Consider the following 24965-nt stretch of genomic DNA (forward strand, 5'->3'; position numbering starts at 1 on the left):
AGGTGCTAGATCGTCGCGGTGTCGATCACGAAGCGGTAGCGGACCTTGCTGGCGACGACGCGCTCGTAAGCCTCGTCGACCTCGTCGGCGCCGATCGTCTCGATCTCGGCACCGATGTGGTGCTCGGCGCAGAAGTCCAGCATCTCTTGCGTCTCGGGGATGCCGCCGATGTTCGAGCCAGCGAGGCTGCGACGGCCGCCGATCAGCGACCCGGCGCGGAACGACTGGGGGTTCTCGGGCAGGCCGACGAACACCATCGTGCCGTTGAGGCGCAGGGTGCGGGCGTAGGCGTCGATGTCCATGTCGGCCGAGATCGTGTTGATGATCAGGTCGAACGAGTTCTTCAGCTTTCCGAAGGTCTCGGGGTCGCTCGAGGCGTAGTAGTGGTCGGCGCCGAGCTTGAGGCCGTCTTCCTGCTTGGACAGCGTCTGGCTGATCACGGTGACCTCGGCACCCATGGCGTGCGCGATCTTGACGGCCATGTGGCCGAGCCCGCCCATGCCGACGACGGCGACCTTCTTGCCGGGGCCGGCACCCCAGTGCTTCAGCGGCGAGTAGGTGGTGATGCCGGCGCAGAGCAGCGGCGCGGCCTCGTCGAGCGCGATGCCCTCGGGGATCGACAGGACGTAGTTCTCGTCGGCGACGATCTGCTTGGCGTAGCCGCCGTAGGTGGGCTCGCCCGAGTACTGGCGGCCGTTGTAGGTCGCGACGTTGCCCTTGACGCAGAACTGCTGCTCGCCCGCGAGGCAGTTCTCGCACTCACGGCAGCTGTCGACGAAGCAGCCGATGCCGACACGGTCGCCGACCTTGTGCTTGGTGACGTCGGAGCCGACCTCGGTGACGATGCCGGCGATCTCGTGGCCGGGCACCATGGGGAAGATGGCCTTGCCCCACTCTTCACGGGCCTGGTGGATGTCGCTGTGGCAGATGCCGGCGAACGCGATGTCGATCTGGACGTCGTTCGGGCCGACGTCGCGCAGCTCGACGGTGGAGTGCTCGAAGGGTGCGCCGGCGGACGGCGTGAGCAGGACGGGGACGGTGGTGGGCATGAGATGACCTCTCTGCGAGTGGTGGTGCGGTGGTGGTGCGCGCCCCGAGGGCGCGACGGACTCCGACGACGTTGTGGGATGCAACCCAGCCTAGGCCGGGCCGCCGACGACCGTTCCCAGAGAAGCGACCGACGCCGGGAGGCGCGCGTCACCGACCGCAGGAGGCGCGGCTCAGCCGAGCAGCTCGGCCCGCCACACGAGCGCGGCGGCCCCGACGAGGGGGCTCTCGTCGCTCAGACCCGAGCGGACGACGCGGACGCGACGGGCGTACTCGTTGACCGGCGCCTCCTGGACCGTGGCCCGGACCAGGTCGAGGTAGTCGTCGCTGACGCGCGAGAACCCGCCGCCGATCGCGACGACGTCGAGGTCGAGCAGCGTGGTGACCGACGAGACCGCCTCGCCCACGGCATTGGCCGAGCGGCGGACGGCCGCGACGGCGATCTCGTCGCCCGCGACGTAGCCGGCCGCCAGGTCTTCGCCGCGCTCGCCCTGCCAGCCCTGCTCGCGGGCCCAGGCGACGACGTTCGGACCCGAGGCGATGACCTCGAGGGTGGCCGACCAGGCGTTCTCGCCCGCGGGGCGGTCGGCGATCTGGATCTGGCCGATGTGGCCGGCGTTGCCCGTGCCGCCCGAGAGCAGGCGGCCGTTGACGATGAGGCCGCCGCCGACGCCGGTCGAGACGGTGATGGCCAGGGCGTTGTCGGCACCCTGCGTGGCACCGACCCAGTGCTCGGCGAGGGCGAGACTGACGCCGTCGAGTCGCAGGGTCACGGGCGCGGCGTCGGGCAGGGTGGAGGCCGCGAGGGCCGCGACCTGCTCGCGCAGCGGATAGCCCCGCCAGGCGTGCAGATTGATCGGTGACACGGTGCCGTGCACGAGGTCGACCGGCCCGGCGCTGCCGATGCCCGCCCCGACGAGGGCGTCACCGTCGGGCAGGGCGTCGAGGGCGTGCGCGACGACCGCGCGGACCGCCTCGGCGAGTTCGTCCGACGTCGACGCGGCGCCGGTGGGGCGTCGGTCGCGACTGCCGTCGAGCAGGGTTCCGTCGGAGGCGACCAGCGCCGCCTCGACCTTCGTTCCGCCCACGTCGACGGCCAGTGCGTAATCGGTCACGTCGGCCAGCGTAGCGGGGGAGTGCGACCCGGCCGCGTGCCGGAATAGGGTGGCTGCCGGCACGCTGACGAAAGGCACCCCCATGGACACCACCGACGGTCGGGTCGCCGTTCTCGGCGACGCCCTCATCGACGAACTCCGCACCGACGACGGTTCGACCGACCACGTCGGCGGGGCCGGCCTCAACGTCGCCGTGGGGCTCAGCCGCCTCGGCGTCCCCACGACGCTGCTCGCCTCGATCGGCGACGACGCCGACGGCGAGTCGATCCGCGCCTTCCTCGCCGAGCACGGCGTCGACCTCGTCGCGACGATCAACTCCCTCGGCACCGGCCGGGCGGTCTCGCTGCGAGTGGACGGCGAGCCGACCTACGTCTTCACCGACGCCGCCGTCGCCCGCGGTCTCGACTTCTCGCCCGAGCAGCTCGCCGTGCTCGACGCCGCCCCCGTGGTCGCCGTCAGCTCGTACCCGTTCGACGACGCCGCCCTCACCGAGCGGTTGCTGCGGGTGGTCGGCACCGACCCCGTGCGGCTGGTGGTCGACCCGAACCCGCGGCCGGGGTTCCTGCCCGGTGGGGCGGCCCAGATCGCCGACTTCGCCGCCGGCTTCGAACGGGTCGCGGCCTCGACCCTGCTCGTCAAGATCGGCGACGACGACGCCGAGCTCGTCGCCGGGCGCTCCCTCGACGACTGGCAGGAGGCGCTCCTCGCGTCGGGCACCGGGGGAGTGCTCGCGACCCGCGGCTCGGCCGGGGCGAGCCTGGTGCTGGCCCCGTCGGCGGACGGGACGGACGGCACCGCCCTCACGCGGGGCATCTCGTCGGCCGAGGGCGAGGTCGTCGACACGATGGGTGCGGGCGACGCGACCTTCGCGTCGATCGTCGCCTCGCTGCTCGCCGCGCGGCGCGAACCCGGCTCCGTCGACTGGTCGGCCGCCCTCGAGCGGGCCATGGACGTGGCCGCGGCGACGGTCAGGGCTCCGGGGGCGTTGCTGCGGCTGCCCCGCTGACGCCTGCGTGGTCTGCCGACCCGCGCCTCCTGCGCTCTGTCGGCGGAGGCTCAGCCGAGCGACTCGGCGACCGCCCGCGCCTTGCCCGAGAGGTACCAGTGCGACCGTGCTCCGGTCTCGACCGGCTGCATGCCGACGACGACCTTGCCGCGTGAGTGCTGCTCGGCGAGGTCCTCGAACGCCTGGGCGATGTAGTCGAACGGGTAGAAGCCCGAGACGAGAACGCGCAGCTTGTTCTCGGCGATGAGCTTCGCCAGGGCCGACAGGATCATCGCGGGCTCGGTGTCGTCGCGTTCGGCACCGATGAAGCGGATCTCGCGCTCGAGGCGGTCCTCGCTCGAGCTGAACCGCGCCGGCAGCACGCCGAGGTCGGCACTGAGCGCCGGGTTGTCCCCGCCGAAGTTGTCGATGAACGCCGTCACGTGGCGATCGGTGCCCGCGGCCTTGTCGATGCGCTCGCGTAGGCCCTCGCCGTAGTCGACGGGCACGACGCCGATCGAGCGCAGGTAGTCGTGGTTGCCCGGGCTGCAGGTGCCGATCACCTTCGCGCCGAGCTGCAGGGCGAGCTGGCACTCGATGTGGCCCACGCCACCCGCCGCGGCCGTGATCACGACGACGTCGTCCGGCCCGAGGTGCAGGCTGCGGACGGTGTCGTACGCGGTGGCTCCCGCGAGGTAGAGGCCGCCGGCGACCTCCCACGGGACGTGCTGCGGCTTCGGCACCACCGCGCTGGCCGGCACGGCGATGTAGGTGGCGTGCGCGCCACCGCCGACCGCGTGGCCGATCACCTCGGCACCGACCGAGAAGTTGCGCACCGCGGCGCCGCGCTTCTTCACGATGCCCGCGAAGCACGAGCCCTCGCGGGCCGGGAAGTCGAGGGGCAGCCGGTCGACGAAGTCTCCCCGCCGGATGAAGTTCTCGATGTGGTTGAGGCCCGCGCAGATCACCTCGACGACGACCTCGTCGTCGGCCGGTGTCGGCAGCGGCTGCTCGACGAAGTGCAGTTGGTCGACGTCTCCGTACCCGTCGAACTCGATCGCCTTGCCCGGTCGTGCCATGACGTGCCTCCACTGCTGTCGTCGCGGCGGCGCCTGTGCCGTCGCGAGGGTGAGTGAAGTGTGCGCCCTCCACGCCGTCGTCGTCCGGCGGGCTCACTTCGAGTTGTCTGGAAGCGCCGTGCCGGGCTGGCGGTGACGTCGTGGCGGCGTCGCCGGTCAGGAGGCGCGGGTCGGCCTCGCCGTCAGAGCTGGTCGGTCGGCACCGAGAACGTGTCGCAGGCCGTCGCGCCCTGGTTTCGGCCGGTCTCGAACCACCTCTGGCGCTGCTCGGCCGAGCCGTGCGTCCAGGTGTCGGGATCGACCTGGCCGCCGCTGGCGGACTGGATGCGGTCGTCGCCCACCGCGGCCGCCGCGTCGAGTGCGTCGGCGACCTGCTGGTCCGTCACGGGCTCGAGGAACGTGGTGCCGTTGGCGTCCTGCACGGTGGAGGCCGCGCCGACCCACGCGCCGGCGTAGCAGTCGGCCTGCACCTCGAGCCGGATGGTGTCGGAGCCCGGCCCCGTGCCGCTGCGGTCGGCGCGGTCGAAGGCGCCGGTCAGCTGCTGGACGTGGTGACCCCACTCGTGGCCGACGACGTACATCTGGGCGAGGGGGCCGCCGCTGGCGCCGAACTGCGACCGGAGCTGCTCGAAGAAGTCGGTGTCGACGAAGAGTGCTTCGTCGGGCGGGCAGTAGAACGGGCCGGTGGCACTCGTCGCCCCGCCGCAGCCGGTGTCGGTCGAGCCGCTGAAGAGGAAGAAGTCCGGGGTGCGGTAGTCGGTTATTCCGAGGGTCGGGGCCTCGGCGGCCCAGTACGCGTCGAGCGAGTCGGCCGCACCGACCATGCGGCAGTCGACGCTGTCGTTGGCCTGCGCGCCGGTGGTGCACTCGGACGACAGGTCGCCCTCGCTGACCGGCTGGGCGCCCCCGCCGGCCATGCCGCCGCCGAGCAGCCCCGCCACGTCGACGCCGGTGGCCTGGCTGATGAGGAAGACGGCGATCAGGCCGACGATGCCGATGCCGCCGCCGGCGACACCCACCGTGCGACCACGACCGCGTCGCTTGACCTTGCTGCCGTCGAGGCGCGCGTCGTCGTTGAAGGACATGTCGCCGACGGTAGCGCAGGGCGGGGGTCAGTGCCCTTCGGCGGCTTCTTTCGCCTCGCGCTCTTTGCGGAGGACCTCGCGGCCGGCGTTGCGCTCTTTCACGCGCAGCTCTTCTTCGCGCACGTCGGCGTGGATGCCGCGTTCGGTGCGCAGCCAGTCGGGCATCTCGTCGAGCAGGGCGTGGATCTCGTCGGTGGTCATGACGTCGTCGACGCCGGCCCGGGCGAGGCCCGAGGTCGAGATGCCGAGCTTCTGGGCGACGACGGGCCGCGGGTGGGGGCCGGTGCGGCGCAGCTCGGACAGCCACTCGGGCGGGTTCGTGCTGAGCTCGGCGAAGGCCTCGCGCGTGACGGGGGCGGCCTGGAACTCGGCGGGCGTGGCCGGCAGGTACACCCCGAGCTTCTTGGCGGCCGTGAAGGGCTTGAGGGTCTGCGGCTGCTTGCCGGACGGCGCGTCGGAGGTCATCTGCCCAGGGTACCGGGCCGATACCCTCGACCCATGACGACCGAGCCGACCCGCGCCCCGTTCCGCATCGGGGTCGTGCCCGGCGTGACCCTGTCGAAGTGGTCGAGGCTCTGGGAGGAACGCCGCCCCGAGACCCCCCTGGCCTTCGTGCCGCTCGCCGACGCGGACGCGGTGCCCGCCCTCGACGACGCCCGGGGCGACGAGCGGGTCGACATGGTCCTGGCCCGCCTGCCGATCGAGGTCGAGGGATTGTCGGTCATCCGCCTCTACGACGAGCGGGCCGTCGTCGTCGTGCCGAAGGACCACGCCGTCGCCGCGGCCGGCGTCGAGGACGAGGTCGAGGCCGCCGCGTTCGCCGGCGACCACCGGCACGACCTCGATCCGTCCCTCTCGACCGCCGACGCCGTGGCCGTCGTCGCGACCGGGGCCGGCGTCGCCGTCATGCCGCAGTCCCTCGCCCGGCTGCACGCGCGCAGAGAGGTGACCTACCGCTACGTCGCCGACCTGCCGCCGACCACGATCGCGCTGGTCTGGCCCGAGGGCGAGCTCACCGACGACCTCGACGACTTCATCGGCGTCGTGCGGGGCCGCACGGCCCGCAGCTCGCGATCGAGGAGGCGCGACGAACCCGAGCAGACCGCCACGGCCCGCAAGGGGTCGGCTCCCGACCCGCGCGGAGCGAAGCCGAAGCGCACCCCGCCGACAGGCCGTGGGCCGCAGCGAGGCACGGGCCGCAGCCGACCCCGCCGAGGGCGCTGACCCCTCTCGCGCCGACCCCTCCGGCGCCGACCGGTCTGGCAAGCTGAGCGGACGTCGAAGGAGACCCGCATGTCGAAGAAGATCTGTCTGCTCACCGGTGCCGGCCGCACGAACTCGATCGCGAACGGCATCGCCCGCGAGCTCGCCGCCGACGGGTGGGACCTCGCCCTGACCACCTGGGACGGTTACGACGCCGCCATGCCCTGGGGTCTCAAGGCCGTCGACGTGGGCTCGCTCGTCGGCGAGCTCGAGGCCGCGGGTGCGCGCGTGGCCGTGTACCCGGCGGATCTGGCGGACCCGGGGACTCCCGCGCGCCTCCTCGGGACGGTGAACGACGACCTGGGTCCGGTGACGGCACTCGTGCTGTCGCACTCGCACAGCGTCGACTCGTCCATCCTCGACACGACGCTCGAGAGCTGGGACGCGCACTACGCCGTCAACGTGCGGGCGGCGTGGCTCGCGATCAAGGCGTTCGCCGAGCAGCTGCCGCCGGTCGACCGGCTCGACGACGGGGCGCGCATCGTCGCCCTCACCAGCGACCACGTCGTTCACAACCTGCCCTACGGGTCGAGCAAGGGCGCCCTCGACCGTCTCGTCGTCGCGGCGGCGCGCGAGCTCGGGCACCTGGGCGTCTCGTCGAACGTGCTGAACCCCGGCCCGATCGACACGGGGTGGATGGACGACGCGATCCGTGCCAGCGGCACCGAGCGTCAGCCGACCGGTCGTCTCGGGACGCCCGCCGACATCGGACGGGTCGTGCGCTTCCTGCTGTCGCCCGAGGGGCGCTGGATCTCGGGCCAGCTGCTCAAGGCCGACGGCGGCTACTCGGTCTGAGCGGTCCGGGCCGCCGCCCGACCGGAGATCGCCCCACCCTGTACCCCGCGACGCTGGGTGGCGGGTCGGCGCGAGCGGGGTACCGTCCACGCCACCACCGCGCGGCACCGGACGCCGACGGACGGACCGACACACCAAGGAGGCGCGATGTCGTTCAGCAAGGGAGACCACGTCACCTGGAACACCCCCCAGGGCGAGACCCACGGCACGGTCGTGGAGAAGCGCGTCAAGGAGTTCCAGCTCGACGGGCAGAAGTTCAAGGCCTCGGACGACGAGCCGTACTTCGTCGTCGAGAGCGACAAGAGCGGGGCGAAAGCCGCCCACAAGGGCTCGTCGTTGAGTCCGAAGAAGAAGTAGCAGCAGCACCCCACCCACCACCGCCCCACACCCACGAGGAGAACACCATGGCCGACCTGAACGACGTGCGCTGGAACGACGAAGCCCGCGACAAGATCCTGACCGACGCCGACAACGTGCTGCGCGACGCCGTCCGCGACGCCGCCGCCGCCCACTCGGGCGAGTCGTGGGAGGAGTCCTTCAAGGCGATCAACGACGCCGTCAAGGACCGCTTCATCGACTACGAGCCGGGCCCGGACGTCCGCAAGTACGCCGAGGCGATCGAGCGCGGCGACTTCAGCTGACCCGCGCCTCCTGGCCGGCGTCGACCCGTCGCACCCGTGAGCTGAGCGCCACGGCCACCGCGACGGCGACCACGAGGCCGGCCAGGGCGGCGAGCGTCGCCGGGGTGCCGACGAGTTCGGTGAGCGGTCCGACGAGGACCTCGCCGACGGGCACGCCGGCCAACGAGGCCAGCGTCAGGCACGAGAAGACGCGACCCAGGTAGGCCCCCGGCACCTGACGCTGCACGACCACGTCGAGCGGCACCGTGAAGACCTCGAGCCCGACGCTGGCGGCGAAGAGGCCGAGGCTGATCCAGAAGAACCAGTGCAACGGGTCGAACACGACCGGGTCGGTGCCGTAGGCGAACGACAGCAACACGAGCGGCAGGGCGAGCGCCGCCGCTCCGAGGCAGGCCGCCCAGAGGCGGAGCCGTCCGCGTAGCGCACCGGCCCAGTACGCCCCGACGATCAGGCCGAGGGTCTGCAGGGCCCCCGCGAACCCCCAGAGCAGGCGACCGAACGACTGGTCGGCCACGAGTGGGCCCACCACCTGCACCCCGCCGGCGAAGGCGAACTGGAACGTGAAGGCCAATGCCGCGGTGGCGACCAGCCAGCGCGTGCGCCAGACGAAGCCGAGACCGCTGCCGAGGTCCTCGAGCACCGACGTCCCCCCGGAGGCGCGGGCACCGTCCCGAGGCAGCCCCACGAAGACGACCGCCGCGGCCACGAAGACGACCGCCCCGACGGCCAGGGCCGCGCCCGACCCGGCGGTCGCGACCACGGCGCCGCCCACCGCCGTCCCGATCACCAATCCGACGTTCATGCCGACGCGGCTGAGCACCGTCGCGTCCCGGAGGCGTTCGTCGGGCACGGTCTCGCGCAGCAGGGCGCTCGTCGCGGGGCCGAAGAAGGCGGCCGCTGCACCGTTCACCGCGCCGACTGCCGCGAGGGTGGGCAACGTCTCGGTCTGCGTCAGCATGAGGGCGGCCGCCACGACGAGCGACGCCGCCGACAGCCACGACGAGGCGATCGCGACGGTGCGCTTCGAGAAGCGGTCCGCGAGGGCCCCGCCGACCAGCACGAGGGCGATGTTGGGCACCGAGCGGGCGACGACCACGAGCCCGAGGTCGACCGCGTCGGCCCCCAGGTCGATGGCCGCGAAGACGATGGCCAGGGGCGCGAAGCCGCTGCCCACCCACGAGAACAGGCGCCCGACCCAGAGGGCCCGGAAGGCAGGCGTTCTCAGCAGCGACCACGGCACCGCTGAACTCTATGCCGACGCACCGTGTGCGGACGCCTCGTCCCGAGGCGTCGTCATCCGCGTGGGCGACGACCTAGGCTGGCCCCGATGGACGCCCCCGCCTCCGAGCCCGACACGACCCGCGCCGACGTCACCGACGTCCCGCCGGTCGGCGTGGTGCGCGAACCCGGTCGGTACCGCAAGGGCATCGCCAAACGCGAGGCCATCCTCGACGCCGCCCTGCCGGTGTTCGGCAAGGTCGGGTTCCACGGCGCCACCCTGCGCGAGATCGCGCGTCGGTGCGGCGTCTCGCACCAGTCGCTCATGCACTACTTCCCGACGAAGGACGAGCTGCTGATGGCCGTGCTGCGTCGGCGCGACGAACGACTGCGACGCCACTTCGACGACGACGGGGGCATGAGGGTCGACGAGCTCGTCGCGCTCGCCGAGTACAACGTCGACGTGCCCGTCGTCATCTCGCTGTTCATCACGGCGTCGGCCGAGGCCACCTCACCCGACCACCCGGCGCACCACTACTACGCCGACTACTACGAGCGCATCGTCTCGTCGACGTCGGCCTACCTCGGGCTCGCCCAAGCCCGCGGGTGGTTGCGCGACGGCTACACGGCCGAGTCGGCCGCCCGCGTCGTGCTCGCCGTCCAGGACGGGCTGCAGCTGCAGTGGTTGTACGAGCGCGACGCCGTGGACGTCCCCGCCCTGATGCGCCTCGTGATCGGGAGCGTCCTCACGGTGCCGACGAGCGAACTCGACGCCGCCGTGCGCGAGGCGGCCGGGCGCGCGGGCTGACCCGCGCCTCCTCGGCGGACGCGCGACGGCCGACGGCCGACGCCGGCTACTTCGCGCTGATGCGCTGGAACTTGCGGATGCACAGCGGTACGAAGACCACGAGCATCACGGCGATGCCGAGCAGGACGGTGGCGTAGGGGTGCTGCATCGTCCAGATGTCGGGCACCGGGGTGGCGCCCAGGTTGCCGAACGAGGTGCGGGCCGCCTGGACGAGCGACGACACCGGGTTCCACTCGGCGAAGACCCGCAGCACGGTCGGCAGGGTGTCGCTCGGCACGAACGCGTTCGAGACGAACGTCAAAGGGAACAGGATCATGAAGGACGCGTTGTTGATCGTCTCGGGCGTCTTGACGCTCATGCCGAGCAGGGCCATCACCCAGCTGAACGAGTAGCTGAACAACAGCAGCAGGGCGACTCCGCCGACGAACGAGGCCGGTGACGCGTTCACCCGCCAGCCGACCGCGAGGCCGGTGAGCATCATGATGACCATCGAGATCGTGTTGAGCGCGAGGTCGCTGTTCGTGCGACCGATCAGCACGGCCGACGGGCTCATCGGCAGGGTGCGGAACCGGTCGATGATGCCCTCCTTCAGGTCTTGGGCCATCGCGGCACCCGAGAAGGTCGAGCCGAAGACCACGGTCTGCGCGAAGATGCCCGCCATCAGGAACTGCGTGTAGTCGGTGCCCTGGACGGCGATGGCGCCGCCGTAGACCTGGCTGAAGAGCAGGACGAACATGATCGGCTGCAACACGGCGAAGATGAGCATGTCGGGGGAGCGCTTGACCTTGATCAGGTTGCGCTTGGTGACGGTCCAGCCGTCCGAGGCCCACGTGCCGACGCCCGTGTCGGTCGACGGGACGAGCGTCTGCGCGAGGGCGGAGGTGGTTCCGGTGGTGGTCATGCCCGTGCCTCTCTCTTCTTCGCACCGCGCCGACCGCGACCCCGACCGCCGGTCGGGTCGTCGTCGGGGGAGTCGTGGTCGTCTGCCGCGTCGTCGTCTGCCGCGCGGTGGCCGGTGAGCTGCAGGAAGACGTCGTCGAGGGTGGGGCGTCGCATGCCGGCGTCGTGCAGCTCGATGCCGGCCGCACCGAGGTCGGCGAGCGTCCGTTGCAGGGCGGTCGGGCCGTCGGTGACCGCGACCTCGAGTTGACGGCCGTCCGCCCCGACGGCCGGTTCGGAGTCGCCGTGGCGCCGGAGCACCTCGACCGCCTGGTCGGCCCGCGCCTCGTCGACGAGGGCGACGACGAGCCGGTGCCCGCCGACCTGGGCCTTGAGCTGGTCGGCCGTGCCCTCGGCGATGACGGCCCCGCCGTCGATGACCGAGATGTCGTCGGCCAACCGGTCGGCCTCCTCGAGGTACTGGGTGGTCAGCAGCACCGTCGTGCCCCCGTCGACGAGTCCGGTGATGATGTCCCACAGCGCGAGGCGGCTGCGCGGGTCGAGGCCCGTCGTCGGCTCGTCGAGGAACAGCACGCGGGGGTTCGTCACGAGCGCCCCGGCGAGGTCGATGCGTCGTCGCATGCCACCCGAGAAGCCCTTGACCGGGCGGTCGCCCGCGGCGGCCAGGTCGAAGACGTCGATCAGCTCGCGGGCGCGGTCCCGACTGACGCGGCTGCCCAGGTGGTACAGCCGCCCGATCATGTCGAGGTTCTCGAAGCCGGTGAGGTTCTCGTCGACCGCGGCGTACTGCCCCGAGACGCCGATCGAGCGGCGTACGGCCTGGGCGTCGGCGACGACGTCGAGCCCGGCGATCGTGGCCGTGCCGGAGTCCGGCCGTTCGAGTGTGGTGAGCATCTTGACGCCCGTGGTCTTGCCCGCGCCGTTCGGCCCGAGAAGCGCCTTGACGGTGCCCTCGGGCACGATCAGGTCGAGCCCGGTCAGGGCGTGGACCGGTCCGGACTTGGACCGGTAGGTCTTCGTGAGGCCGCGGGCCTCGATCATCGCCATGGGTGCTCCCGGTGCGTGGGGCCCGTCCATCCGCAGACGGGTCGGTCTTGGCGGCCGCTGTGCACCGCCTGAACGCGCCCAAGGTAGCGCTCTCCGGCCCCCGCCGCCAGTGCCGATCGTCCCCCTGTGGAGAAGGAGGCGCGGCGCACGTTACGGTCTCGTGTCAAACCTTGCCAGGTGGCAAGTTCCGCCCTACATTCATCCCATGACCACCATCGACGAGACGGCGGGGCCGTCCACCGCTGAACAGCTCCTGCCCGTCGGCATCGGCGACGACGCCGTCGCCCTCGCCCGCCGCTGGGCGCACGAGGCGTCCGGCGCCCCGAGCACCGGCTCGGCCCATCTGCTGGCCCAGGTCCTGAAGGACGAGTCCGGCCTCGCCTTCACGATCGGCTTCGTCGACCGGGTCGTCCGTCCCGAAGACCTCGGCGTCGCCGCCCGCAACCTCTCGACCCTGGCGAAGCAGGCACCGGCCTTCCTGCCGTGGCACATGCGCTCCGCCGTGCGCCTCGGCGGCGTCATGGCGCCCGTGCTGCCGGGCGTGGTCGTGCCGATCGCCCGTCGCGTCCTGCGCGGCATGGTCGGCCACCTCATCGCCGACGCCCGCCCCGCCAAGCTCGGTGCGGCCATCGCGAACATCAAGAAAGACAGGACGCGGCTGAACCTCAACCTGCTCGGCGAGGCCGTCCTGGGCGACGCCGAGGCCGAGCACCGCCTCGCCGGCACCCGGGCGCTGCTCGCCCGCGACGACGTCGACTACGTGTCCATCAAGGTGTCGTCCATCGTCAGCCAGCTCTCGATGTGGGCCTTCGACGAGACCGTCGAGCGCGTCGTCGAGAAGCTCACCCCGCTGTACGAGCTGGCCGCCCGGTCGCCCAAGCCGAAGTTCATCAACCTCGACATGGAGGAGTACCGCGACCTCGACCTGACGATCGCGGTGTTCACGCGCCTCCTCGACCAGCCGCAGCTGAAGGGCCTCGAGGCCGGCATCGTCCTGCAGACCTACCTGCCCGACGCCCTGGGCGCCCTGCAGCACCTCACCACCTGGGCGACCGAGCGGGTCGACGCCGGCGGGGCCGCGATCAAGGTGCGCATCGTCAAGGGTGCGAACCTCGCGATGGAGACCGTCGACGCCACCGTGCACGAGTGGCCGCTCGCGACCTACGGCACCAAGCAGGACAGCGACACGAACTACAAGCGCGTGCTCACCTGGGCCTTCACGCCCGAGCGCACCCGCGCCGTGCGGGTGGGCGTCGCCGGCCACAACCTGTTCGACATCGCCTTCGCCCACCTGCTGGCCGAGGCCCGTGGCGTGAGCGACCGGGTCGAGTTCGAGATGCTGCTCGGCATGGCCGAGGGGCAGGCCGAACTGGTCAAGGCCGACGTCGGCGGACTCCTGCTCTACACGCCCGTCGTGCACCCCCGCGAGTTCGACGTCGCCATCAGCTACCTGATCCGCCGCCTCGAAGAGAACGCGTCGAGCGAGAACTTCATGTCCGCCGTCTTCGAACTCGCCTCGAACGAGGCCATGTTCGAGCGCGAGAAGGGCCGGTTCCTCGCCTCGCTCGCCGAGGTCGACGGTGACACCCCGGCACCGCACCGCGTGCAGAGCCGCCTCGACGCGGCCCAGGCGCTCCAGCCCCGAGAGGCCGGCAGCGGCTTCGACAACGAGCCCGACACCGACCCCGCCCTGGCCGACAACCGTGTCTGGGGTCGCGAGATCGCCGCGCGCTCCGCCGACTCGCGCCTGGGCGTCGAGCTGATCGAGTCCGCCCGGGTGACCGACGGGGCCACGCTCGACGCGATGGTCGCCGACGCGGTCGCGGGGTCCGCCGACTGGGCCGCCCGGGGAGGCGCGGGTCGGGCCGCGATCCTGCGCGAGGCCGCGGCGACGCTGTCGGCCCGCCGAGCCGACCTGATGGAGGTCGCGGCGAGCGAGACCGGCAAGACCGTCGCCGAGGGCGACGTCGAGGTCAGCGAGGCGATCGACTTCGCGAACTGGTACGCCCACCTCGCCGAAGAACTCGACCGGGTCGACGGCGCGACGTTCGTCCCCGAGCGACTCACCCTCGTCACGCCGCCCTGGAACTTCCCGCTGGCGATCCCGGCCGGCTCGACCCTCGCGGCGCTCGCCGCGGGCAGCAGCGTCGTGATCAAGCCGGCCGGTCAGGCCAAGCGCAGCGGGGCCGTGATGGTGCAGGCCCTCTGGGACGCCGGCGTGCCCCGCGAGGTGCTCAAGCTGGTCGACGTCGACGAGGGCGAGCTCGGTCGTCACCTGGTGTCGCACCCGTCGGTCGACCGCGTCATCCTCACCGGCGCCTTCGAGACGGCCGCGCTGTTCACCAGCTGGCGCACCGACCTGCCCCTGCTCGCCGAGACCAGCGGCAAGAACGCCATCATCGTCACCCCGAGTGCCGACCTCGACCTGGCAGCGTCCGACGTCATCAAGTCGGCGTTCGGTCACGCGGGCCAGAAGTGCTCGGCGGCGAGCCTGGTGATCCTGGTCGGCTCGGTCGCCACCTCGGAGCGCTTCCGTCGCCAGCTCGTCGACGCCGCGTCGACGATGCGCGTCGGACTGCCCTCCGACCCCACGACGCAGATGGGCCCGATCGTCGAGCCGGCGCACGGCAAGCTCGAACGGGCGCTCACCACGCTCGGCGCGGGCGAGACCTGGCTGGTCGAGCCGAAGCAGCTCGACGACACCGGACGCCTCTGGTCGCCCGGCGTGCGCGCCGGCGTCGCCGCGGGCAGCGAGTTCCACCTCACCGAGTACTTCGGCCCGGTGCTCGGCATCATGACCGCGAAGACCCTCGACGAGGCGATCGAGTTGCAGAACGCGACCGACTACGGCCTGACCGCCGGCTTGCACACCCTCAACCCCGCCGAACTATCGACCTGGCTCGACCGCGTCGAGGCGGGCAACCTCTACGTCAACCGCGGCATCACCGGGGCGATCGTGCGGCGCCAGCCGTTCGGCGGCTGGAAGAAGTCCTCGGTCGGTGCCGGTGCCAAGGCCGGTGGGCCGAACTACCTCGTGCACCTCGGCTCGTGGCAGCCGACGACGCTGACCGAACCGCAGGAGGCGCGCCCGGGTCGCGAGGCCCTGGCCGCCCTCGAGGCCGCGTCGCCGCTGCTCGGGGCGTCGGGTGCGTCGGCTCCCGACGACCTGCGGGCCGCCGCCGCGAGCGACGAGCACTTCTGGACCACCGAGTTCGGCGTGGCCCGCGACGTCAGCGACCTCGGCCTCGAGCGCGACCTGCTGCGCTACCGCCCGTTGCCCGTCACGATCCGCGCCGCCGACGGGGCGGCCCCGGCCGACCTGGTCCGAGTGCTCCTAGCCGGCCTGCGCTCGGGTGCGCCGCTCACGGTGTCGTCGTCGGTCGAGCTGCCCGACGCCCTCGTCCGGGCGCTCGGCCTCGCGGCCTCCCACGTCGTCCACGAGGACGACGCGGCGTGGCACGCCCGGGTGCGTGCGGGTCGCCTGACGACCGAGCGCGTGCGGTTGGTGACGGACGCGGGTGACGTGACCGGCGCCTCCTCGGCTCTGGCGGACGCCCTGGGCGGCGACCCGTCGGTGGCCGTCTTCGCGGCTGCCGTCACGCCGACCGGGCGCCTCGAGTTGCTGCCGTTCCTGCGCGAGCAGGCCGTCGCCATCACGGCGCACCGCTTCGGCAACCCTGACGCCTGGAGCGCCGCCGTCATCTGACCGCCCACCTGACACGACATGCCGCTCACGTTCGAACGTGAGCGGCATGTCGTGTCATCTCGTGGGCCGAGCCGGGACCGGGCCGGGTCGGCAAGTCAGCCGGCGACGACCTCGACCTTGGTCCAGCCGGGCTCGCGGCGGTCGAAGGCCTCGTAGGCCTCGATGGCCGAACCGATGCCCTCGTGCTCGGTGATGAACGCCGTCGGGTCGAACTGGCCCGAGGCGACGAGGTCGATCAGCGGCGGGGTCACCGAGTGGTGGTCGCAGTTGCCCATCCGGATGGTGAGGTTCTTGAGCATCGCCTCGCCGAACGGGAACGACGTGACGGTCGGTGAGTAGACGCCGATGACGCCGATGCGGCCGTACTTGGCGACGACCTCGACGGCCCAGCGCAGGGCCTGGGTCGGCGCGTTGCCGGGAACCCACTGGTCGCCCTGAGGGTTCGCGTCGGGTGCGACCTGCTCGACCTCGGCGGCGAACTCGGCGGCCGTGTCGGCGTCGGGGGCGGCCGGGCCGTGGCTCGCGTGCTGGGCGTCGACGCCGACCGCGTCGATGACGGCGTCCACACCGGCGCCTCCGGTGAGGCGCTTGATGGTCTCGACCGGGTCCTCCTCGTCGAAGTTCACGATCTCGGCGTTCTGGGCGAGGGCCTGCGCGAGGCGGGTCTCCTCGCGGTCGACGACGATCACGCGGCTCGCACCCTGCTTGAAGGCCGAGGCGATCGCGAACTGGCCGACCACGCCGGCACCGAACACGGCCACCACGTCGCCGCGGGTGACCCCGGCGAGTTGGGCACCGAACCAGCCGGTGGGGAAGATGTCGCTCAGCAGGATCGCCTGCTCGTCGCTGACCGTGTCGGGCAGACGGTGCATCGTGTTCTGCGCGAAGGGCACGCGCACCTGTTCGGCCTGCAGGCCGTTCACCGGGCCGGTCGAGGCCGGACCGCCGAAGAAGCAGGTGCCGGCGTCGGGGCCGTTGGGGTTCGCCACGTCGCATTGAGCGGTCTGGCCCTGGCGGCAGTAGCGGCACGTGCCACACGACACCGTCGAGTTGATGACGACCCGGTCACCGGCGCTGAAGCCGCGGACGTCGTCGCCGACCGCGGTCACGACGCCCACCGCTTCGTGACCGAGGATCGTGCCCTCGGCCATCGGCGCCATCGTGCCGCGCACGAAGTGCAGGTCGGTGCCGCAGATCGCGCTGCGGGTGATGCGGACGACCGCATCGGTCGGGTCGACGATCGTGGGGTCGGCGACCTCGTCGAGTCGGATGTCGCCGATGCCGTGCCAGACGACTGCCTTCATGGTGGTCCTTCCGTCGATTCGGGGTGCCGGCTGCTCGCCGGGCCGTGCCCGGCCTCCGTCGGCCGTGCCGGCCGCTGCCGTCACCCGGGTGACGGTAGGCCGGGTCCGCGTGGCGGGACGTGTGGCCTCGCACAGAGAACGGGGGACGCAGCCCGGCCCCGGGTCCCGGTCCGGGCACGGACTCGCCGAGATGTCACGACGTGCCGCTCGCGTTCGAAGGTGAGCGGCACGTCGTGACACCTCGACGGAGAGGGCGGGGCTGGCGGGGCCGGCCTCAGACGGCGGGCTGGCCGGCGGCGTACCAGGCGGCGAGCCGGCGCAGGCCCTCGTCGACGCTCACCGCGGGCGTCCACCGGAGGTCGTGCTGCGTGCGCCGCTGGTCGAACCAGTGTGCGGTGGACAGCTGCTCGGCGAGGAACCTCGTCATGGGTGGTTCGTCGGTGCCCGGTCGCACGGCCCAGACGCGCTCGACGAGTGAGCCCGCCGCACGCGCGACCCCGGCCGGCACCCGTAGGCGAGGGGCGGGCACCCCGGCGGCCGCGCAGATCCCGGCCATCAGGTCGGCGACGGTGCGGGGCTCGCCGTTGGTGATCACGTACGACTCGCCGCTGACCTCGTCCACGCGCTCGAGGGCCGCGGCGATGCCGGACGCCGCGTTGTCCACGTAGGCGGAGTCGATCAGGGCGGCGCCGTGGTCGAGCAGCGGCAGGCGCCCGGAGCGGGCCCGGTCGACGATGCGCTCGACGAGCTGGGTGTCGCCCGGGCCCCAGACGAGGTGCGGACGGACGGCCACGACACGCAAGTCGGCGTCCGCCGCCCCGAGGGCGACGCGCTCGGCCGCGGCCTTGGTGCGGGCGTAGTCGCCGCGGGCATGGCCGGGCGAGGCGGGCAGCGCGTCGTCGCCGACGATCGACGATCCGGCGTGCGCCACGGACGGCGACGAGACGAAGACCAGCCGCGACACCGAGGAGGCGCGCATCGCCTCGACGAGGGAGCGCGTGCCCCCGACGTTGACGGCCTCGAACTCGGCGGCGTCACCCGCGAGCGACACCTTCGCCGCGAGGTGGACGACCGCGTCCTGGTCGCGGACGGCGGCGGCGACGGCCCGCGGGTTCGTCATCGATCCGAGCACGTCGCGGGCACCGGGCACGCCCGAGGCCCGGCGCTGGAAGGTGGTGACCTCGTGCCCGGCGTCGGCGACGGCCCGGGCGACGGCTCCGCCGAGCAGGCCGCTCGCCCCGGTGACCAGCACCCTCACGGGCGGCGCATCCGACCGCCCGAGAGCACCGACGTCGCCCACGCGCCGAGGCCCGTGCGGTCGATCTTGCTGTTGTGTCGCACGTCGGTCGGCAGCTGTGGCACGACGAGCACCGCGGCCACGGGCCGACCCGACGCCGAGCCGACGGCCGACCGGACCGAGGCCGCCAGGGCCGCGGACGCCAGCCCCGGGCGACGAGCCGGGGGGACGGTCTCGGCCACGACGACGACCTGCTGCGTGCCGGCCGGGCCGACGCCGACCACGGCGGCGCGGGCGATGCCGGCCCGCGCCTCCACGGCCTGTTCGGACGCCACCGGCGTCAGCACGCCGGTGGCCGTCGTGATCACGTGGGGCAGGCGGCCCTCGACCCAGAGTCGACCCTGCGCGTCGAGGTGCCCGACGTCACCGGTGCGGTGCCACCGGGTCTCGGCCGTCGAGCCCAGGCGGCTGATGCGGTGCGTCAGCCAGAGACGGTCGTAGTGGTCCTCGACGTGCGGTGCCGAGACGACGATCTCGCCGGTCACGCCGGCGTCGTCGGTGAACGCCGAGGAGGCGCGGCCTGCGTCGTCGAGCGGAGCGATCCGCACCGTCGTGGTCGCGCCGGGCAGCCCGACGCAGACACCACCCGCGTCGGGCGCGCCCGCGGCGACGGCGGCCTCACGGTCGGCCGCCGCGGAGCGCACGCCCTCGAGCGTGACGTCGGTCATCAGCAGGCCCTCGGTCATGCCGTAGGGCGTGTGGGGCGTCGCGTTCGGCATCAGGTCGCCGGCCGCGGCCAGCAACGTCTCGGAGACGGGCGCACCCGCCGACAGGAACGTCTCGACGCCGGCCAGGGCGCGGTGGTCGGCGGCGTCGAGCTCGTCCGACGTCGCGACGACGTTGGTGAGCGCGGCGGGGGAGAGGAACACCACTGTGGCGTCCACGGCCCCCGTGGCCGCCGCGACCGCCCGGGCGGTCAGGGTGCGCGGCTTCGTGACGTCCATGTCGGGGGTGACGCTCGTCGCCCCGAGGGCGGGGCCGAGCAGGGCGAACGGGGCGAAGCCGGCCACCAGGCCGGTGCCCGGACCGACGCCGTACTGCGCGGCCAGGGCGTCGCGCAGGGCGGTCAGCTGGCCGTGCCGGTAGACGACGCCCTTCGCGGGGCCGGTCGAGCCCGAGGTGAACAGGATCGCGGCCTCGGCGTCGGCCGTGGGGGCGGCGGGCAGCTCGGCGAGGGCGCTGCGCGCGCGTCGGCCGAGGGCGGCGATCTCGGGCAGCGACGCCTCGACGCCGAGTGCCCGGGCGGCGACCGGCGACAACGTCGTCGTCGAGATCTTGCGGCCCGGCCAGCCGAGGGCGGTCGCGGCCGTGAGCCCCGGGAGCTGGCCGATGACGTGGTCGGGCCAGGCACCCCGGACGGCGCGGGTCAGGCCGCGCACGCCGAGACCGGCGTCGGCCACGACCACGACGGCACCGAGGCGGACGCAGGCGTAGAGCACGGCGGTCAGGTCGGCGCCGGGCTGCACGAGCAGCGAGACGCGGTCGCCGGGGCGCACACCGTGCCGGCGCAGACCGAGGGCGATCTCGTGGACGCGACGGGCGAGCAGGCTCCAGCTGACCGAGCGGGGGCCGTCGGCACCCGCGGGGGCCATCTCGACGAGCGCGGTGGCCGGGCTGTCGGCCAGGGAGTCGAGGTACCACCAGAGCGGGCGGTCCTGCGGGGAGGCGACCCGCGCCTCCTCGGCTCTTGCGTCTTCGGCTGCGGCGGCTCCGGCCGGGGCGGCGACCGCGGCCGCGCCGTCGGGCAGTCGATCGCCCAGCCAGGTGAGCACGGCCCCGGCGTAGTCGACGTCCTCGGCGACGAGGTGGCCCGCACCCTCGAAGCGGTGCACGTCGGCGTGCGGCAGGCGGTCGACCAGGTCGTCGAGGTACCGGTCGGAGAAGATCGGGTCGCGCGGGCCCCAGAGCATCAGGGCCGGCACGGTGAGGTCGCGCAGACCCTCGGCGATGCGGTCGAGCTCGGGGCTGCTGACGTGCTCGGCGTCGACCGGGATGTCGGCCACGAAGCCGCCGATGCCGCCGCGGCGGTCGGCCTGGCGGTACGGAGCCCGGAAGCCGGCCTTCACCTCGGCCGAGAGCGGCGGGTGGGCGAGACCGAGGGTCACGTCGAGGAAGCCCGTCGTGCCGACGGTCGCCCGGCCCAGCACGCCACGGGCCAGGGTGAGGCGCAGGGGTGCGGGGATCTTCTCGCCCTCGGGCTGGTGGATCGCGGTGTTGAGCAGCATGAGCCCGGCGAGCTGGTCGGGGTGGTCGACCGCCCAGCCCGTCGAGACGACGCCGCCCCAGTCGTGGCCGAGGGTGACGACGGGCCCGGTGACCTCGAGGGCGTCCGTCAGGTCGCCCAGGTCGGAGACGCGGCGGGCCAGCGTCTGCGGCGAGCCCGTGCGCTCGGAGAAGCCCATGTCGAGCTGGTCGACGGCGACGACCCGCCAGGCGGGTCCGCCGGCGGAGGCCGTCTCGACCGTGCGGGCGACGAGGCGGCGCCACAGGTAGGACCAGGTGGGGTTGCCGTGGACGCAGAGGATGGTGCCGACCGGTTCGGCACCGGCGGCGGCCAGCGCCTCGGCGTTGTCGAGGACGTGCCACGTGCGGGAGGCGCGGTGTGCGCCGAGCCCGTACGGCACGTCGACGAGACGCGACCACGACGGGTCGAGCCCGTCGAGACCCGCGGGGGGACGTGACGCCGGCGCCGTGGCGGAGGCGGACCGCGGGAGCCGACTCACCAGGCGAGTTCCATCATCGCGGTGTTGATGCCCGAGCCGACGCCCATCAGCAGCACGCGGTCGCCCTTGCTGAGGGTCTTGCTCTCTTCGACCAGGGTGATCGGGATCGACGCCGGGCCGACGTTGCCGAGGGTCGGGTAGGTGAGCGGGACGAGCTTCTTGTCGATGCCGGCGGCCTTGACGAAGGCGCCGGTGTGCACGTCGCTGACCTGATGCATGATGTAGCGGTCCATGCGCTGCCAGTTCCAGTCGCGCTTGGCCTCTTTCCAGGCCGAGACGACGAGTTCCATGCCGCGCTTGAGCAGGGCCTTGGCGTCGGTGAACATGCCGTCGACGCTGCCGACGCACAGGTCGTAGTTCTCGGTGGCGGCGCGGGTGACGCCGCCGACGATGCGGTGGCCCTCGGGGTGCAGGTCGGCGCGGCCGATGACGGCGGCGGCGGCCCCCGAGCCGAGGGTGAGGCTGGCGAACTCGCTCATGAAGTCGTCGCGGCCGTAGCCCTTGGTGAGCAGACGGTCGATCGTGTTGACCTGGACGTCGTCGGCGTCCTCGCCGTCGATGATGACGGCGTAGTCGATCTGGCCGGCGTCGATCAGCTGGGCGGCGAGGGTCATGCCGTTGACGAAGCCGAGGCAGGCGTTGGCGATGTCGAAGTTCGTCGCCGACGAGGGCAAGCCGAGACCGTGGTGCAGGCGGACCGCGACCGAGGGCTCGAGGTGGGGGCGCGTGACCGACGTGTTGATCAGCAGGCCGACCTGGTCGGGGCGGATGCCGGCCTCGGCCATCGCACGCTTGCCCGCGTCGATCGCCGCCGAGTCGAAGCTCTGCTCGGTGCTCCAGTTGCGACGCTCGTAGACGCCGGCGACGCGCTGCAGCAGACCCGTCGGCAGCTTGAGGCGTTTGAGCACGGGGGCGAGCTTCTCGTCGATGCTCTCGGAGGTGGTGACCCGGTCGGCCATGGTGCTGGTGACCGACAGCAACGCGACGTTGCTGTGCCGGGTCGTAGCGTTTCCGTTCAACGGAACTCCCTGTCGAGTTGTGGCGGGGTGGGGCTGCACGCGCGCGCGGGGTCGCGAGCGGAGCCGAACGTCGTGGGCACCGGTTCGGTGCATCCGTCAGTTTACGGCGACGGACGCTGGGTGGTTGCCAGGTTGACGGGGCACGTCCATGCCCTGAACGGCATGTGACCGGGGGTTCCGGAGTCAGGCCTCGGGGTCGCGGGGCAGTCGGACGACGCGGCGCCGGTCGTCACGCGTCCACCAGACGAGGTCGGCCACGGCCCAGGTGACGGCACCCAGACCGGCGGCCACGACGATCACGGTGACGACGGTGACGTGGCCCCCGCCGACCGTCAGGGCGGCGACGATGCTCGCGATCACGACGAGGGCGCAGAACGTCGTGACGAGGGGCAGGGCGATGCCGCCGCGTTTGGTGAGCAGCCAGTTCGGCACGTCGGGGTCGACGTGGACGTCTCGTCGTCGCACGGTGCCTCCTCGGCGGATCAGGGTCCCGGCGATCGTAGCCCGCGCACCTTGTACCCTCGGGTGCATGAGCGACCTGCGGCGACCCTGGTTCACCCTGACGAAGACGGGCGCCGTGGTGCCCGCCGTGTTCGAGGTGCTGATCGGCCTGTTCGGCCTCGTCGTGCAGGTGCTCAACATCGCCTCGGGGGTGCCGGTCCAGGCGCTGACCGTCATCATCCTGGTCGTGGCCGTGCTGCTGATCGCGCAGGGCGTCGCCGACCTCGTCTGGTGGAGCAAGGACGGCCGTCGGGCGAGGGCGCGGCAGGTCTGACCGCAGCGCGGGGACCGTCCCGGCCACCCGCTCAGACGGTCGCCTCCGGGCGGGGCCGCCGCAGTCGGTGCGTCACGATCAGCACGACGACCACCACGCCCACACCGATGGCGGTGTCGGCCGTCCGGGCCGTCACGAGGGCGCCCACGTCGACGGGTGCGCCGCCGAGTGCCCGCATGCCGAGCGCCATGGGCGTGATGAACACGAGCGCCAGTCCGTAGTTGCGGACGATGAGCAGCTCGGTCGCGAACTGCAGCACCCCGAAGGCGACGATCAGGGCCGCGACCCCGGGCTGCCAGGCCAGCAGCAGGGCCGCGAGGCCGACCCCGACGAGGGTGCCGAGGAGGCGGTGGCCGGCCCGCACGAGCTGGCCCGCCGTCGCGGTCCCCACCACGGGCACCACGGCCGACACCATCGCCCAGTACGGGCTCTGCACGCCGAGACCCAGGCTGATCAGCCCGGCGACGATCGAGGACACCAGGCAGACCGTGGCGTGGACGACCGTCCGTCGGCCGTCCAGGGGGCGGGGGTCGCGCCTCCATCGGCGTCCGTCGTCGGTGGCGAGCGCGCGGCGACCGGCGGGCAGCACCACGCCTGCGACCGACGCGAGGAGGGCGAGCGCGAGACTCGCGGGGGCGACGACCGCGGCCACCGCGACGGTCGACGCGCTCGCGGGCACGAACGCCGAGACGCCGAGGCCGAAGACGAAGAAGAGCGGGCCGGGCGGGCTCCAGCGGCGCAGGTCGGAGACGGCGGACGTGACGCCGGCGACGAGACCGATCGTGACGACCAGCACCCAGACCGGGGCCGACGAGGCGGCCAGTGCGGTGCCCAGCACCACGCAGGCGACGAGGACGAGCCCGGCCTCGAGCTGCATCTCGAGCCGCTGGAAACGGGGGAGTCCTCGGCCGAACGCCGAGGCGAAGGCCCCGAAGACCGCGTAGGGCGTCCACTCGACGTGACCGATCAGCGCCAGCACGACCATGGGCGCGAGCACGGACGCGGCGACGCGGGCGGCCGGGCGGTGTGCGCCGTCGTGCGGGCCGAAGCGGACCAGGTCGCGGGGGTGCGGCAGCAGGCGGTGGGTGGGGGTCGTGGTCGTGATGGGGCGGTCCTCTGGTCGACGCGGCGTGGGCGCTCGTCGTCGAACTGCTTCACGGGTGAATGATCTGTCGTCTACTTTACTCGTGAACCATCGGTAGGCTCAAGCGCATGACCGATCCCGGGCCCCGCGACGTGATCGACGACGTCCACGACCGGTGGCGCGAACTCCGACCTGACCTCGACGTCTCGGCCATCCCCGTGATCGGCCGCGTCAACCGGCTCGCCCGCATCGTGCAGCGGCGCAGCGACGACCTGCTCGCCGAGTTCGGCCTGGGGCGGACGGACTTCGACCTGCTCGCGGCCCTCATCCGACGCGACGCCCCGATGAGCCCGACGCAACTGGCCGACGAGACGCTCCTGTCGCCGCCGGCCGTCACGAAACGCCTCAAGGGCCTGCTCGGGGCAGGTCTCGTCGACCGTACGGCGAACCCCGCCGACCACCGCGGCTACTTCGTCGCGCCGACCGCAGCCGGGCGCCGCCTGATCGACCGCGTGCTCGAGGTGCAGCTCGCCGACGAGCGGGCGATGCTCGCCGCCCTGCCCGAGGAGGCGCGCGCGGCCGTCGCGGACGGCCTGCGTCACCTGCTCGTCGCCCTCGAGGGCTGACTCGTGACGTCCGCTCGGGACGACAGGAAGAAGAGAGCCGGCCACGGGACTTGAACCCGTAACCTTCCGATTACAAGTCGGATGCGCTACCAATTGCGCCAGGCCGGCGAGACTCGCCCATCTTACCCAGCCCGCGCCTCCCCACTCGGCGTCGAGGATGCGGTCGGTGCAGGATTGGCGCTCCGAGGCCGAGAAGTGGTGAAGTAGATGGAGCGCACCGCGCCTGCCGGACGCACCGACCTGAGGAGCCCCCTTTGTCCACGATCTTGACCGCGCTCGGTTCGCTCGCCCTGCTCTTCGTCAGCTTCGCCCTGTTCGCCTACTCGTTCGGCTCGGGCGAGCCCAACGCCTTCGTCTTCTTCGGGGGCATCGTGCTGATGACCGGGTCGTTCTGGCTGCCCATCACGGTGATCGGCAACAGCCACAAGACCTGGTGACCGGGTCGGTG

General features: G+C 72.6%; 24 protein-coding genes and 1 tRNA gene. 10 read left to right on the forward strand and 15 right to left on the reverse strand.

Annotated elements, in window-relative coordinates; translation table 11 throughout:
* Nucleotides 1-5 precede the first annotated feature (5 nt).
* Entirely contained in the window at nucleotides 6-1049 is a 1044-nt protein-coding gene (locus AC1MBW_RS09560) for an NAD(P)-dependent alcohol dehydrogenase (protein ID WP_054146853.1), read from the reverse strand.
* A 171-nt stretch (nucleotides 1050-1220) separates the two neighbouring features.
* Nucleotides 1221-2162 (reverse strand): ROK family protein, encoded by a 942-nt coding sequence (locus AC1MBW_RS09565; RefSeq protein ID WP_480024305.1) that lies wholly within the window; start codon nucleotides 2160-2162, stop codon nucleotides 1221-1223.
* Between the two features lie 82 nt (nucleotides 2163-2244).
* On the opposite strand from AC1MBW_RS09565, the gene AC1MBW_RS09570 reads away from it, so the two are divergent.
* Nucleotides 2245-3168, forward strand: a complete 924-nt coding sequence (locus AC1MBW_RS09570) for a carbohydrate kinase family protein (RefSeq protein ID WP_480024306.1) — start codon at nucleotides 2245-2247, stop codon at nucleotides 3166-3168.
* Between the two features lie 50 nt (nucleotides 3169-3218).
* Here AC1MBW_RS09570 and AC1MBW_RS09575 read toward each other — a convergent pair whose 3' ends face one another.
* The 3 genes from AC1MBW_RS09575 to AC1MBW_RS09585 form a co-directional block, all read right to left on the reverse strand.
* Nucleotides 3219-4226, reverse strand: coding sequence for an NADP-dependent oxidoreductase (locus AC1MBW_RS09575; RefSeq protein WP_054146851.1), 1008 nt, complete (start codon nucleotides 4224-4226; stop codon nucleotides 3219-3221).
* 182 nt (nucleotides 4227-4408) lie between these two features.
* Complete coding sequence (ypfJ, locus tag AC1MBW_RS09580) at nucleotides 4409-5311, reverse strand: KPN_02809 family neutral zinc metallopeptidase (RefSeq protein WP_480024307.1); 903 nt, start codon at nucleotides 5309-5311, stop codon at nucleotides 4409-4411.
* 27 nt (nucleotides 5312-5338) lie between these two features.
* Complete coding sequence (locus tag AC1MBW_RS09585) at nucleotides 5339-5776, reverse strand: DUF5997 family protein (protein ID WP_043597192.1); 438 nt, start codon at nucleotides 5774-5776, stop codon at nucleotides 5339-5341.
* Nucleotides 5777-5809: 33 nt separating this feature from the next.
* Here AC1MBW_RS09585 and AC1MBW_RS09590 point away from each other — a divergent pair, with 33 nt between their 5' ends.
* From AC1MBW_RS09590 to AC1MBW_RS09605, 4 genes are all read left to right on the forward strand, one after another.
* Nucleotides 5810-6535 (forward strand): LysR substrate-binding domain-containing protein, encoded by a 726-nt coding sequence (locus AC1MBW_RS09590; protein WP_480024308.1) that lies wholly within the window; start codon nucleotides 5810-5812, stop codon nucleotides 6533-6535.
* 69 nt (nucleotides 6536-6604) lie between these two features.
* On the forward strand, nucleotides 6605-7369 hold the full coding sequence (locus AC1MBW_RS09595) for an SDR family oxidoreductase (RefSeq protein ID WP_480024309.1): 765 nt from the start codon (nucleotides 6605-6607) through the stop codon (nucleotides 7367-7369).
* Nucleotides 7370-7516: 147 nt separating this feature from the next.
* Complete coding sequence (locus AC1MBW_RS09600) at nucleotides 7517-7726, forward strand: hypervirulence associated TUDOR domain-containing protein (protein ID WP_054146846.1); 210 nt, start codon at nucleotides 7517-7519, stop codon at nucleotides 7724-7726.
* Between the two features lie 47 nt (nucleotides 7727-7773).
* Nucleotides 7774-8010: a hypothetical protein gene (locus tag AC1MBW_RS09605; protein WP_043597179.1), complete on the forward strand. Its 237-nt coding sequence runs from the start codon at nucleotides 7774-7776 to the stop codon at nucleotides 8008-8010.
* Here the strand turns inward: AC1MBW_RS09605 and AC1MBW_RS09610 are convergent.
* Nucleotides 8003-9250 carry an MFS transporter gene (locus AC1MBW_RS09610; RefSeq protein WP_480024310.1) on the reverse strand — a complete coding sequence of 416 codons (1248 nt, stop codon included), beginning with the start codon at nucleotides 9248-9250 and terminating at the stop codon, nucleotides 8003-8005. The genes AC1MBW_RS09605 and AC1MBW_RS09610 overlap by 8 nt on opposite strands.
* An 87-nt stretch (nucleotides 9251-9337) precedes the next feature.
* Here AC1MBW_RS09610 and AC1MBW_RS09615 point away from each other — a divergent pair, with 87 nt between their 5' ends.
* Nucleotides 9338-10036, forward strand: coding sequence for a TetR/AcrR family transcriptional regulator (locus AC1MBW_RS09615; protein WP_480024311.1), 699 nt, complete (start codon nucleotides 9338-9340; stop codon nucleotides 10034-10036).
* A 46-nt stretch (nucleotides 10037-10082) separates the two neighbouring features.
* On the opposite strand, the gene AC1MBW_RS09620 is transcribed toward AC1MBW_RS09615, so the two are convergent.
* Complete coding sequence (locus AC1MBW_RS09620; protein WP_480024312.1) at nucleotides 10083-10937, reverse strand: ABC transporter permease; 855 nt, start codon at nucleotides 10935-10937, stop codon at nucleotides 10083-10085.
* Entirely contained in the window at nucleotides 10934-11983 is a 1050-nt protein-coding gene (locus AC1MBW_RS09625) for an ATP-binding cassette domain-containing protein (protein ID WP_054146842.1), read from the reverse strand. Before AC1MBW_RS09625 ends, AC1MBW_RS09620 begins: the two co-directional genes overlap by 4 nt.
* 205 nt (nucleotides 11984-12188) lie before the next feature.
* On the opposite strand from AC1MBW_RS09625, the gene AC1MBW_RS09630 reads away from it, so the two are divergent.
* Nucleotides 12189-15689 (forward strand): bifunctional proline dehydrogenase/L-glutamate gamma-semialdehyde dehydrogenase, encoded by a 3501-nt coding sequence (locus AC1MBW_RS09630; protein ID WP_480024313.1) that lies wholly within the window; start codon nucleotides 12189-12191, stop codon nucleotides 15687-15689.
* A 95-nt stretch (nucleotides 15690-15784) separates the two neighbouring features.
* Here the strand turns inward: AC1MBW_RS09630 and AC1MBW_RS09635 are convergent, their stop codons facing one another.
* The 5 genes from AC1MBW_RS09635 to AC1MBW_RS09655 all read right to left on the reverse strand — a co-directional run bounded on the left by AC1MBW_RS09635 (nucleotide 15785) and on the right by AC1MBW_RS09655 (nucleotide 22497).
* A complete protein-coding gene (locus AC1MBW_RS09635) occupies nucleotides 15785-16993 on the reverse strand; it encodes an alcohol dehydrogenase catalytic domain-containing protein (RefSeq protein ID WP_054146840.1) in 1209 nt (402 codons plus the stop codon).
* A 274-nt stretch (nucleotides 16994-17267) separates the two neighbouring features.
* Nucleotides 17268-18251: an NAD-dependent epimerase/dehydratase family protein gene (locus AC1MBW_RS09640; RefSeq protein WP_480024314.1), complete on the reverse strand. Its 984-nt coding sequence runs from the start codon at nucleotides 18249-18251 to the stop codon at nucleotides 17268-17270.
* Nucleotides 18248-21013, reverse strand: coding sequence for an alpha/beta fold hydrolase (locus AC1MBW_RS09645; protein ID WP_480024315.1), 2766 nt, complete (start codon nucleotides 21011-21013; stop codon nucleotides 18248-18250). The genes AC1MBW_RS09640 and AC1MBW_RS09645 overlap by 4 nt, the downstream gene beginning before the upstream one ends.
* Nucleotides 21010-22032, reverse strand: coding sequence for a 3-oxoacyl-ACP synthase III (locus tag AC1MBW_RS09650; RefSeq protein WP_054146838.1), 1023 nt, complete (start codon nucleotides 22030-22032; stop codon nucleotides 21010-21012). The genes AC1MBW_RS09645 and AC1MBW_RS09650 overlap by 4 nt, the downstream gene beginning before the upstream one ends.
* 183 nt (nucleotides 22033-22215) lie before the next feature.
* Entirely contained in the window at nucleotides 22216-22497 is a 282-nt protein-coding gene (locus AC1MBW_RS09655; protein ID WP_054146837.1) for a hypothetical protein, read from the reverse strand.
* Between the two features lie 64 nt (nucleotides 22498-22561).
* On the opposite strand from AC1MBW_RS09655, the gene AC1MBW_RS09660 reads away from it, so the two are divergent.
* Entirely contained in the window at nucleotides 22562-22807 is a 246-nt protein-coding gene (locus AC1MBW_RS09660; RefSeq protein ID WP_054146836.1) for a hypothetical protein, read from the forward strand.
* Nucleotides 22808-22838: 31 nt separating this feature from the next.
* Here the strand turns inward: AC1MBW_RS09660 and AC1MBW_RS09665 are convergent, their stop codons facing one another.
* Complete coding sequence (locus AC1MBW_RS09665) at nucleotides 22839-23804, reverse strand: FUSC family protein (RefSeq protein WP_480024316.1); 966 nt, start codon at nucleotides 23802-23804, stop codon at nucleotides 22839-22841.
* Between the two features lie 215 nt (nucleotides 23805-24019).
* Here AC1MBW_RS09665 and AC1MBW_RS09670 point away from each other — a divergent pair, with 215 nt between their 5' ends.
* Nucleotides 24020-24517, forward strand: a complete 498-nt coding sequence (locus AC1MBW_RS09670; RefSeq protein WP_480024317.1) for a MarR family winged helix-turn-helix transcriptional regulator — start codon at nucleotides 24020-24022, stop codon at nucleotides 24515-24517.
* A 35-nt stretch (nucleotides 24518-24552) separates the two neighbouring features.
* On the opposite strand, the gene AC1MBW_RS09675 is transcribed toward AC1MBW_RS09670, so the two are convergent.
* Nucleotides 24553-24625, reverse strand: a tRNA-Thr gene (locus AC1MBW_RS09675).
* 146 nt (nucleotides 24626-24771) lie between these two features.
* Between AC1MBW_RS09675 and AC1MBW_RS09680 the strand changes: the two genes are divergently transcribed.
* On the forward strand, nucleotides 24772-24954 hold the full coding sequence (locus AC1MBW_RS09680; RefSeq protein ID WP_054146833.1) for a hypothetical protein: 183 nt from the start codon (nucleotides 24772-24774) through the stop codon (nucleotides 24952-24954).
* Nucleotides 24955-24965: the final 11 nt, after the last annotated feature.

It is taken from the genome of Frigoribacterium sp. AP1, from assembly GCF_056680555.1.